We start from the raw sequence: 11,918 nt of genomic DNA on the forward strand, positions 1-11,918 counted from the left end.
TTCATTGCAAGATGAATTGAGGACACGCCCTAGATTATACAACCTAGCAGCATTATAATAATTTAATCCTAGTTCAATCTACTTTACCCTTACCCTGCCGACACTTCTCCGAACAATAAATCACCTGCTCCCAATCCTTCTCCCACTTTTTGCGCCATGTAAACGGACGCTGGCAAACGGGGCAGATTTTTTGCGGTAGATTTACTTTTTTATGTGCCATCGTCTGCGCCCTTTTATATCTATACTGCACTATTAACACTTACTTATCTTCTTTTTGATGATCCAACCCTTCATACTTTTTCACGCGGCGACATTGGTCTGAGCAATAGACCATGCTCTCCCAGTTTTTATCTAGCTTCTTAGTCCAGCTAAATTCACGCTCGCAGACAGGACATTCCTTTTTACGAACATTTTTCTTTTTGTGCGCCATATTTTTCTCATTGGTTTGTTTGATGCATCAATAGTTTACCTCTCTTATCAATACGACTATTCATAATCATCAAATATTTTGTTCAGCCTATTAAGACTATTGACGATAAGTTTGCCAGATTGATCGGTGCTGCTATCAATTGCTAACTTCTCGTCCATCCGCATCGTCAGTGGCGTAAGCGCCTCTTTAAGTGCGTTTGCCATCAGTACAGTCTGTTGATGAATATCAGGAATATCGGTACCTGCTATTTGATTCTCATCACTCTTAGATAGGGTTTCAGATAATCTATCAGCCATTTTTTGTGCCAGTTGCTCGACGGCATCGATCAGTTGTACCATCAGTGCTTTTTGCACGTCTTGGTTTTGCTTGAGATACTCGCTTTCCGCCTTTCCAATATTATGATCATGCTTATAGATTTTTATCAGCTGATTCATACTTTTTTCAAAGCCATTATCGATGCTGTCGCTGACGATCTTGGCATTGCTGATCACGCTATCGGCAAGTATTTTCTGTGCTTCCAACTGGTTATCGAGTTGCACTTGTTGTTCCGCTTCTCGTAAGCGAGCGATTTGCTCTGGATTATTTTGCGTGAGGTACGTTTCAAACTGGCTGCTAATAGCATTAAAGCCACTCGCCAAGTCGACCAACTGAGCGACAATGCGTGCGCCTGTATCACCGTCTTCGCCGCCCATGGCTTTATTGCGTAAGAAGTCAGCCTTGATTTGCACCCAACGTGCAGCCTCTGCCTCAGTCAATTTGCCGCGTATCTCAGCGAGCTTCAGTAGATTGCTTTCTGCACCTTGGGTCAATAGCTGCGACTCGCCTAGATAATGATCATCGATTAGCTGATTAAGCTCGTTCTCATTCATGACTGCCGAGAGTTTTTCAGTCATCTTATTCATATTACGGTAACTGCCTTGCAGCTTAAATATCGGCTCGACGCGATATTTATCATCCTGCGAGGCGGACGCAATATAGGCTTGGTTAACGTCCAAAATGACTTTTTGTACCGTAAACATATGGCGCAAGATAGCAATAATCTCGTTAATCTCTGAGGTGCTATATGGATAGGTCAGCTCGCTGCTTTGTGCTTGGGCAAGATTGGCATTGTCGGCTTTGGCCATTTTAATGAGGCGGTGTACATCGCTCAAATCGCGGTTAGCAAGGGGTGCTAATACCGCGTTAGAGGTCAGCGAGTTTTCAATATAGCTGAGGGCAAATATCTCTTCCATGCCGCTCATGATATCGCCTAAATTGTAGATATCGGCGCGGTTGGCAAGCATATCAGGTACTTTAAATGCTTCGCCACTTTCGGTATAAGGGTTACCCGCCATGACCACGCAGAACTTTTTGCCACGCATATCATAGGTCTTGGTCTTGCCTTGCCAGACGCCATCGATGCGGCGTGTACCATCGCCAAGTGAGATGAATTTCTGCAAAAATTCTGCATGGGTATGCTGAATATCATCGAGATAAAGCATGACGTTATTACCCATCTCAAAGGCTAAGTTAATTTTATTTAGCTCTTCGCGGGCGGTGGCATTGGGCGCTTTTTCGGGATCTAAAGACGTCACATCATGACCGAGTGACGGACAGTTAATCTTCATAAAGATGAGACCAAGACGGTTCGCAACGTATTCCATCAAGGTGGTTTTACCGTAACCTGGCGGCGATATCATCATCAGGATACCCATCAAATCGGTACGCTTATCCTCGCCAACCGTGCCCATCTGTTTGGCGAGGTTGTCACCGATGAGTGGCAAATAGCTTTCGTTAATCAGACGATTTCGTACAAAGGATGACAGCGGACGGGGCATAAACTCGTCCAGTCGCAACGTTTCTTTTGAGTCTTGTAAAATCTCTGAACGCAGGGCTAGGTAGCGCTTATAAGCCGGAATGACTTGGGTGTCGTGATGATGCAAACGACTTAAGAAATCATCGACGGCAAAGGTTAAAGTTTGCTGATGAATGCGCTCATGCTCACCTAGTAAATTATTGACTTGAATTTCAAGCGAGACCTTACTTATGCGACGCTCGAAGCTTTGCGCTTGATTAAGTGGGTTGTTAATACTGGTCAGCGAAGGCACTGAAAACGAAGTGCTCGTTGCGCCTTTATTAATACTATCAAAGCTTAACCCTGACTCGATAAGATGCTGTACCAAATCTTCTCTTTGAGTATCGTTTAGTTGAGTAAGTAAAACAGCAATCGCTTCGGGCACGTAATGACGATCACTTGCCAATTGCTGCTGGCGTAAGATGTTTTCTTCATCGATTTTTGCTTGCTGATCTTCGCTAAGTGCATTGTCACCGCTTGCATCGCTCTGACTGTCAGCTATTTTATCATTGCCATAAGTTTGATCGAGCAGCGCATAAAACCATGTGGCTAGTAGCTCATAGGCTGATTTTGGCTGTAAACCAAGCTTGCCAATCGAGGACTTTAGTTGCTCAAAACCCATGTTATTTTGCGCATTGGCTGACGCGCTATTTAGCGTTTTGCTCAATAACTCACATAACTGCTGCGCTTGTTGGCTGGTCTGCCACTCGATATTGCCATTGGGCGTAGTAACTTGCCCCATAACACTGACCAAGTATTCACAAGCTTGCTGCACGTAGCCTTGCTGAAAGACAGTCGTGTTACTAACCATAGCGGGTTGATGAATTTGGCTAATCTCTGAATCTGAGCTATCTTCTAAAGCAAATTTATCGGCGTTATAAGCGGCAACAAAGCTCTGCATCACATGCGTCATATCTTCAACCAGCAATGCTTTTGCAGTATCACTGCCCAGGCTTCGATGCAATTGTTCAGCTGTAATGGCTCTATCTTGCCAATTATTTACCCGCGTCAGTACCAGCTCATTTAACCAAGTATCATAACCAAATTGACGTAGCGCTTCTAAGCCAAGCGCTTTGGTTAAACTTAACTGCCAGTAAAATAGTTGCGCCAACGCCCGTACTTGCGGGGTATAAATCAGTAGCCCAGCTTCACGTAGGGTGGGTAATATTTGTAGCAATAACAGCGTCGCATCATGGTCATGAATACCTTTGTCATAACCGAGCTGATAACGCGGCGTGCCATAGGCCCTGACGAGTTTAGGTAGCGGACTGTCCTCATCTATCTCACCCTTGCTATCGAAGGTTAACCGCGTCGCATCATAGGCCTGATATAAACGCGCTTCCGTCAAGCCGTCTTGGCTTTTTTTGGCACTTTCGATAATGCTATATGCCAAATACTCAGCGCGATAAACGCTGTCAGACTCGGAGGCGATATTGATATCCCAATAAGGGCGCAAGGCATTTAATTCAGCATTATTGAGCACTTCATAATAATCGGTGCCTGTTAGATGCAAATTGAGCACACGCTTGCCATCTGACTGCTGACGACTGAGCAACGTTAAATCTAAAGGCTGGGTATTAACCGAAAAGCGGTGTTTGCCTAATTTAATAATCTGACCGCCATCTTCGAACAAGTCAGACTTATCTTTTAGACTCTTATAACTCTCAACTTGTATGGCTTTTAGGCGCGCGTCTATATCATCGGCTTTGACACTAAAGCCCATCGCTTGCAAGTTCTTAGCGATAGCGCGTACTTTTTGGACTAAGCCATCTGAGGCAAAATAGGTATTGAGCGCTTCTTCTTCCTTAAAGCCAGTGACGCCTGTGCTCTGCGTACGCTTTTTGATACTCTCAAGCATCCGCAGCGCACCATCACCTAAGTTCTGGGCTTTACGATTTCGGGTATCAAGCAGTTGCTGTTTATGATTTTCAAAGGTTTCGTAAATCTCTTCACGCTTGGCTATGATATCTACTAAAAACTGATCACCACTACCGCTTTCTGGATCAGCGAACTGGCTTTCCAATGCTTCTAGCTGTACCAGTAATTTCGCCATTTGCTCGTCTGATTTCTCAGGCGTATTGGCAATCGACAATGCATTAGCAATGGACTGACCAAATAGCTTAAACTGCGCGCCAAATTGCGCGACTGCTTCAGCAGAACCTAAGTTTTTACGCTTATGATTGAGCTTGGCTTTGCTTTGATTTAACCGAGAGTAAATGGCAGAGATATCATCGATAATTTGGGTGCGTACCGTGGCATCGGCAACATCTAATATGCCTAATAGCTCGGTCAACAAATCTAAGCCTTGCGCTGTCTCATCAATTTTATCTAGTACTGGCTTTAGCTCGCTATTGGTTTCGGCCGTATTTAAGCGTTCGCTGACCTCTGCTAATATGTCTTCGTAGCTTGATAATGCTTTGTCTCCACTTAAAAATAAGACGGTTTTTTCGGCGAGCTCGCTTTCTGCTGCTTCTAATTGTGTTTGCAATGCCTGTAGCTTAGCGCTATCTAAATAACGCAAGTCCTCCAAGCTGACCAGGCGGCCTTTTTGTCGTCTTAACGCCGACAGCTGCTCCACATAATCACTGGCAGACTCAAAGGTGGTCACACGTATTTGCCGTAATATCTCATTTTGCTGCGTATCGGCATCGGCTAACGCCGTTTGGGTTTGCTTTTGGATGCTTTGTACTTTGGCAAACTCATCAATGACCAATTCAGCGGTCGCCGTTACGTCCTTGATACTACTGGCAACGTCATTAAGCTCAGGGTCAGACAACCAGTAATAGCTATCAAAGAGGCGGCTGGTATTATCCGCTAGCTCCTCATAGAGTTTTTGTGACACGCTTTGATTATCAATTAGGCGAGTGATGCTATAAAGGTCGGAGATACCGCGCACTAACTCTTTATTGCCAATTTTGCCATAAAAACTACTGCTTTCAGGCAACTCACTAACATACTCAGGTGACGCATAAGGCGTATGCCATATCTGCATCGGGTGAATGCGTGACGGCTCACTTTGGTCATTAAATAGTACCAAACGCCCATTGTCCGCCAATGCCATACCATTGCAGTAAATGGGATTTGCCAATTGTTTTTTAATAAGGTTGTAAGGAAATAACCCTGTGATACCTAAAGCGACATCGTAAAATAAAAACAACACGTCTTCACCATTGGGCGATACGATTTTACGTTTAAACTTTAAGTCTTTAGCACCGACACTATTGGCATCGAACAGCTTATACTCACCGGTTTGCAGATAAGAACCACCGGGAAATATAATACCGTGATCTTCAGGCAGCTGTACACACGACTGCCCAATTGCATCTAAACGCAATACGGCTTCAGTCAAGGTGTTATAAACAAAATAACGATAACTGTCTTCGCGATACGGCAGTATTTTCAGCAGTATTAAACTGCCAACTTTGGCATAAGCAATTTCAGCGTCAGTCAACGACTGGGTGCGATCATTCACAGGCTCGCTATAAATACCCTGCCCTGATTGAGTATTATCCTCAATCTTAATGGTCAAATCGCCACCAATGGTTTCTACAAAGATGGTATCTAAGATATTCATATGTGGATATTTACCATTGACCATCTGCTCACGCGTGGTATCTACCCAATCAAAATCGTAAGCAGGAGGCAACTCGATATCACGTTCGCCTCGATTGTCTACGTAGGCAATTTGGGCTGACTTTGGTGTGCCTTGGCTAAAATCTAGGGCAAAACGAAAGACACGAATATCGGTGATACGCTCGCCAATTTGAAAGGCCAATAGCAGTTTGCTGTCTTTGACGGTCAGCTGAATCAGGCGCGTGTGCTTGTAATAGCGATACAGTTCATTAAAATCTTGGACAAATGCCTCTTGATCTAAAAAGGTATTTTTTAGATCTACTTCTTCCAGCTGATATTCTTGCTCAGCGCTTTCTTTATCCATGCTATCGTTACTATCGAAACCATTCTGCTGACTTTCATCACCACCATTTTTATTAGTAGGCTCTATCAATCGATATAGCGACAACACATCTTTGATATTACTCGCCCGCTTTAGCCCCATAAAGACGTTGTAGCCAAACAACAGATAGTCGCCCACTTGTACCATATCTTGCGCCACACAGTTGTATTCGGTACGAATACGGGTGCGGGCGATGACTTGCATCTGCGTGCTGCCAAACTCTTGCAGACGCGCATGATTCAGCCTAGCGGTCTGTTGCTCTAGCCGACTACCCTGCTCAGTAAGACGCTTTTTAATAAGCTCATACGCATTACCTGAAGCGACCGCTTGATCCGTTTGCTCGGATTGTTTCTGGCTATGGGTGTTATTTGAATTGGTTGGGTTTTGCGTATCTGCCATCGTTGCTCGTCCATTTTTAGGCAATCAGATAAATCTAAGGTTTTTTGAATTAAAGAAGCACTTGGCTCATCTAAAAAAACGAGTGGTCACCGCTGGTTTTTTTAGATGAGCCAACTCATGGTTAATAGTAGTCATTAACTACTGCTATGTTAAAGCGTTTAGATTGAGTTGGTTAAAACAATCCGCCACTTAAGTGACAGATTGCTTATTAATGAAAAGTTATGGGTCAAATCTTGTTGATAATAAATCAGTCATGTCGACTAACGATGATACTAAGCCGTTTCATCATCATTCTGCTTGTTCGCTTTGGTCATCACTTGATTGGCCATCATCGTATTGATAATGCCGCTTAACGTATCTGACTTGCCAGCGAGACCATCAATGGCTTTACCGATAGATAACGACTTAGCGAAGTTATCGAAGAAGTGCGCTTCGCCGCCAACGATATCGATTTTGGCTTTTTGTAGCGCAACTGCCAAGACTTCAGCATTTTCTTTGGCAATCTCCTTACCGGCTTCGATAGACGCCATCGCTTCTTGTAGCGCAGTTTCAAGACCCATACGGAATTCTTCGTGCTCGCGTGCCTCGACGGTCATGCTGCCCATGGCATTGAATTTTTCGACCAGACCATCTGCTTCAGCTTGGAAATGCGCACGAGTAACTTCCGCTTTTGCCAGTCCAACTTCACGTTCCGCCTTGGCATTTGATTCACCACGAGCGGCAATCACTTGCGCGTTTGCCATACCGATGTCACGCTCGGCTTTGGCATTAGACTCACCGCGCGCGGCGATAATCTCAGCATCAGCCATACCTTTTTCACGTTCTGACTGTGCTTCCGCTTGACCAGTCGCTTTGATAATATTAGCCTTGGCAAGTCCTTCTTTTTCCAAAGATACCGACTTGGCTTCTTGAATGGCCGCTTCAGCAAAACCATGCGCAGACTCTTCAGCTTTGATACCTTCCGCCATTTTCATTTTAGCTTCCGATTCTTTGGCAGCGGCCTCAAGATTGGCCGTCGCAAGCGTGGTAATCTCAACCGCTTTATGCTTAGCAGACAACTCTTCTGCTTCAGCCTTTTTCACCTGACGTACTTTGATTTCTTCGGCATCGGCTTCGGCGGCTAGGACACGTGTTTGCTTCGAGCGCTCGGCTTCGCTCACTTCGCGAACTTCCTTGATACGCTCTTCTTCTTGTGCGACCGTTTTGTCTACCGCGATACGCTCACGAATGACGTTAGCAATTTCTTTTTTCTCAAGCTCAATGGCGCGTTCAGCTTCAATACGCTGCAAGTCGACTTCCCGCTCACGCGAGACGATTTCTAAATCACGAGCGCGGGTGACTTTTTCTTCTTCAATCACAACAGCACGCAAGCGGTTCTGTCCAGCGACTTCAATTTCACGCTGTTGATTTTCACGCTGAATCGCTAAATCTTGCTCAACCATGATAACGGCTGTTTCAGATTTTTTACGCTCTTCTTCTTCAATCTTTCGAGTTTCCGCCAGCTCACGGGCAATTACCGATGCAATCTCACGGCGCTGTTTGGCTTCAGCATCGGCTTGCTGGCGCTCTAGCTCCAGCATCGCCTCTTTGGTCTCGACGTTTTTCTTCTTAACGGCCAGCTCTTCGTCACGCTCAAGCTCATTGGTGATGACGTTTTGGAAGGCTGTTAGCTGGGTAATCTTTTTGATACCTTCAGCATCCAAAATATTGCTTGAATCGAGTGACGCTTTCGGCGTTTGCTCTAAGTAATCAATCGCCACATCTTCTAAGACATAACCATTAAGATCATTACCGATTTCTTGCACGATACTGTCACGAAACTCGCTACGATTTTCAAAGAGTTTGACGAAATCAATCTGCTTGCCTACTGTTTTTAACGCTTCTGAGAACTTAGCATTAAACAGCTCATTGACCGCCACTTTGTCTGAAGCTCTTTCAACCCCAACCGATTTGGCAACTTTAAGGACGTCTTCTTCTGTTTCATTAACACGCAAGTAAAACGCCACTGTGATATCCGCACGCATATTATCGGCGCAAATTAGCCCTTCTTTACCGCGTCTATCGACTTCTAAGGTGATAAGGGAGATTCTCATCAATTCTTTTTTGTTGATGATTGGCCAAACAAAACCACCATCAAAACGTACGGCGATTTTACTCACGCCATTGATAATCAGCGCTTTACCCTGCTCTACCTTAAAATAAAAAGCCTTGAGCATTAACAGCGCTGCCATAATAAAAACAAACGCCAGCACCACAACCACGCCGACGATAATGAGTATATCCATATTCATTCCTTTAATGAGAACATTGCAACCAAATTTAAAACAGTTAATACCATACTTAAAAACAAACTATTAGTTATCTCTGTACCGCCAATCTGCCAACTTATAAAGCGAATGGAGAAATGTTATTTATTTCAATTTTAAAATTATTTATAGCGGCGGTTTATACGACTTTTCTTTAACGGGAGCAACTCGGTAGGCATTGGCTTCTTCTAAATATTCTATCAACGTCACTCTATCACCCTGCCTGAGCAAATCATCATTGATGTCTGAACGAATTTTGAGTATCAAGCCTGCGCCGCCGTCATTTAATTCTGCTTCACCATGTTTGTCAGTCACACTCAATGTACGTACCACGGCGATTTTACCGATATTACTAGACGCATTACGCTTGGGGATTTTGGCAATATTTTTGCGAATGGGAGCAATGATCATACCTGTTAGCCACATGGATACGACCAACACAAAGATGAGCGCCCCTGTACCAAAGAGATAATACAAAAGACCAGAGTCAAAATATTGATGTAAAAAGCTCGTATATAAGTAGCTTAATAGCCAACCGATTAGGCTGATTAAGCTCAGTATGATGATGAGTGGCACGCCATAAAGACCAAATTTGAGCATGAGACCAGTGAAAAACCCCGTCGATGACAAGGTAGAAACATCACCATCTGGCTCACCAAAATCTACGCTATCCATATCTGCCATGCCGAGTAATGACACCAGCCAATATAACGTCACAAACATGACAAGCCCCGTAAAAATAAACGTCGGGTACAAACTGATTTTAGTGATAAAAACTAAAAAGGACTCTTGCATGAACCGCTCTCTCCTTTTACTCGCCTAATCCAACCTTTTGATGTCTTGGTTATACGATTTTTTATATGACTGAAAGTTACTCGACGTTTCTTTAATAAGACTTACTTCATTCAGATTTATTCATTCAGCTTCAACTATCGCCTTAGTGCTCAAGACTTTATTTCAGAAATTTTGCTTGTTGTATTTTGAACAATAAGACAGTACTGCCGTACAATCTTGGGCTATAAGGAATTTAACGTACGGTTATGCCACCTCTAAATCGTAGGGTATTCAATCAACTTATGTTTCTTTGTTAGTGATTATATATACATTCCATTACATAATACATAGGTTTCGCCCTTAACGACCCCAAATCGGTGAGCGCACGACGCCGCCTGTTTTACTGCTAATCGCGTAACTTGAATTGCCAGCTAAAGAATGAATCACCAAACTGCTACCACTTTGACCGCTTACTTGCGAAAGCTTTGTGGGATAGACAGCATACTGTGCAGAAGGCGACAGACGCGCGGGCTCATCAAGTCCTGTCTCTGCTAGATTAACCACTTGCCTTGTAGCCAGTGTCATGACCGCCGCCTTACGACCATTAAGATAGGCTAAATACTGTCCATTCAAGCTCAGTTGCGGGCTGGCTGCATAGCCTGCGGTCGGTATCAATGTCGCCTTACCGGTAGCAAAGTGATAGCGATAAATACTGGGACGACCAGCGCGCACTTTGTCGCTGGTATAGACAAAGCTTTGCCCGTCGCTTGCGTAGCTTGGCTGCACTTCCGTGCTCGCTAAGGTCGTAAGCTGTTTGGTATGACCGTCGCTTAAGCGCATCTCATAGATATCAGCATTGCCGCCGACGGTTGAGCTATAAAGCAGTTTTTGCCCGTCAGGCGAAAATGAGGCTGATAAGTTACTACCCTCGGCATTGACGATGAGATTTTGGGTGTTGCTGTTGCGATCATAAATATAAATCTTGGGAGACTGGCGCGCGACTTGTTTGCTATAGACGAGCATTTGACCATCGGTAGACCACGCTGGCGCATAGATATAACCATTGAGCTGATCTAACAATTGGCGGTCGCTACCATCAGGACGAATACTATATAGCGTTGATATCTTTGCAGCGCCTGCTCCCTGCTCTTCAACATAAGCGATGCGCCCTTGCCGATCTATCGCTGGCATGCGCGCCGTTAGCGGATTACTCGCACTTGTATCAATAGGTGTTTTGGTTGCATGATTCGCTTTAGGCAACGTACTTGGCAATGTCTGACAGCCCGTTAACAAACTAAAAGCCGTTATCGCCGAGATGCCAGTTATTGTGCGCAAATTGACAGATGATTTTTCTCCAAAGATTTTTAACATAAATGACGTCCAATAAAATTCTGATAAATACGGAATGTAGGTTTTGATAAGGTTAAAAATTTGATGGCATAAGAAATATCTTAATGGCTTAAATAGTTAACCTTAGCGACTTATGACAGTGTAGCGGAAAGCATCATAAATTTTAGATAAAAAAATGCCTCACTGCTTAGTGAGGCATTTTAAGTGATCAGATTTTAAAACGTCTATATTAAACGATTAACTTATTTAGAAACGGCTTTAAAATGAGCCACTTGATTGCTATTAGTAATCGTCAAGATAGGCGTGTTATTGGCATTCTTGTTGATGCTGTACTTACCTTGTACTGTTGCAAGTGTCGCCGTATCAAAGCTGGCTTGTGGCTCAGGGCACGCCATCATTGTTGATAAAACATTACCGAGTACGACATTGCCATTTACCACACTATAGTTGGCACCCATATTATTGCAGGTATTGATAAAGCTCACGCGGTCATTACCGTTATCTTTAAAGAAATTAAGCGTCAATGGTTTGTTTGGATCAAAGAATAATTGGCTAACTTTGTCGCCATTGGTGCGCTTAGCATCGACAAGCTGCCAGTTATACGCTTGTAGGGCGTCAACAGTAATTGGCTGGGTCACAGGCGCGGTCACGCTAGGTGTGGTTTGGCAGCCGGCAGCAGCAAGTGTACCAACCGCAAGGGTGGCAGCCATCATCATTTTAGTCATGTTTTTCATATAAACTCCTAGAGGTTTCAAATATAAAAATAAAAGTGCAAAGGTAAAAAAATATTGTTTTTATCATATCAAGCAGCATTTTCTCAGGTTAATGCGTCCTGATTAGGGCGTGTCCTCAATTCATCTTGCAATGAAT

The 11,918-nt window shown here is 43.9% G+C and carries 7 protein-coding genes; all 7 read right to left on the reverse strand.

The features are described 5' to 3' along the window. Window positions 1–73: 73 nt before the first annotated feature. The 7 genes from IQ457_RS13270 to IQ457_RS13300 all read right to left on the reverse strand — a co-directional run bounded on the left by IQ457_RS13270 (window position 74) and on the right by IQ457_RS13300 (window position 11,782). Window positions 74–220 (reverse strand): DUF2256 domain-containing protein, encoded by a 147-nt coding sequence (locus tag IQ457_RS13270; RefSeq protein ID WP_200663859.1) that lies wholly within the window; start codon window positions 218–220, stop codon window positions 74–76. 39 nt (window positions 221–259) lie between these two features. Then, entirely contained in the window at window positions 260–430 is a 171-nt protein-coding gene (locus IQ457_RS13275) for a DUF2256 domain-containing protein (RefSeq protein WP_200663860.1), read from the reverse strand. Window positions 431–486: 56 nt separating this feature from the next. Continuing rightward, window positions 487–6,618, reverse strand: coding sequence for a DNA repair ATPase (locus IQ457_RS13280; RefSeq protein ID WP_200663861.1), 6,132 nt, complete (start codon window positions 6,616–6,618; stop codon window positions 487–489). A 272-nt stretch (window positions 6,619–6,890) separates the two neighbouring features. Continuing rightward, window positions 6,891–8,903 (reverse strand): flotillin family protein, encoded by a 2,013-nt coding sequence (locus IQ457_RS13285; RefSeq protein ID WP_200663862.1) that lies wholly within the window; start codon window positions 8,901–8,903, stop codon window positions 6,891–6,893. 147 nt (window positions 8,904–9,050) lie between these two features. Next, the gene (locus IQ457_RS13290) at window positions 9,051–9,719 is read right to left on the reverse strand and encodes a hypothetical protein (protein WP_200663863.1); all 669 of its coding nucleotides are present in this window, start codon (window positions 9,717–9,719) and stop codon (window positions 9,051–9,053) included. 339 nt (window positions 9,720–10,058) lie between these two features. Further along, entirely contained in the window at window positions 10,059–11,069 is a 1,011-nt protein-coding gene (locus IQ457_RS13295; RefSeq protein WP_200663864.1) for a PD40 domain-containing protein, read from the reverse strand. A 221-nt stretch (window positions 11,070–11,290) separates the two neighbouring features. Beyond that, window positions 11,291–11,782, reverse strand: coding sequence for an META domain-containing protein (locus tag IQ457_RS13300; protein ID WP_200663865.1), 492 nt, complete (start codon window positions 11,780–11,782; stop codon window positions 11,291–11,293). Window positions 11,783–11,918 lie beyond the last annotated feature (136 nt).

This window comes from Psychrobacter sp. M9-54-1 (assembly GCF_016613355.1).
In the GTDB taxonomy this organism is placed as follows: domain Bacteria; phylum Pseudomonadota; class Gammaproteobacteria; order Pseudomonadales; family Moraxellaceae; genus Psychrobacter; species Psychrobacter faecalis.

What these genes read in the sequence shown, in the direction of transcription:
- IQ457_RS13275 (WP_200663860.1), bottom strand. Translation starts at nt 430, where the DNA reads ATGGCGCACAAAAAGAAAAATGTTCGTAAAAAGGAATGTCCTGTCTGC.
- IQ457_RS13300 (WP_200663865.1), bottom strand. Translation starts at nt 11,782, where the DNA reads ATGAAAAACATGACTAAAATGATGATGGCTGCCACCCTTGCGGTTGGT.
- IQ457_RS13290 (WP_200663863.1), bottom strand. Translation starts at nt 9,719, where the DNA reads ATGCAAGAGTCCTTTTTAGTTTTTATCACTAAAATCAGTTTGTACCCG.
- IQ457_RS13295 (WP_200663864.1), bottom strand. Translation starts at nt 11,069, where the DNA reads ATGTTAAAAATCTTTGGAGAAAAATCATCTGTCAATTTGCGCACAATA.
- IQ457_RS13270 (WP_200663859.1), bottom strand. Translation starts at nt 220, where the DNA reads ATGGCACATAAAAAAGTAAATCTACCGCAAAAAATCTGCCCCGTTTGC.
- IQ457_RS13280 (WP_200663861.1), bottom strand. Translation starts at nt 6,618, where the DNA reads ATGGCAGATACGCAAAACCCAACCAATTCAAATAACACCCATAGCCAG.
- IQ457_RS13285 (WP_200663862.1), bottom strand. Translation starts at nt 8,903, where the DNA reads ATGGATATACTCATTATCGTCGGCGTGGTTGTGGTGCTGGCGTTTGTT.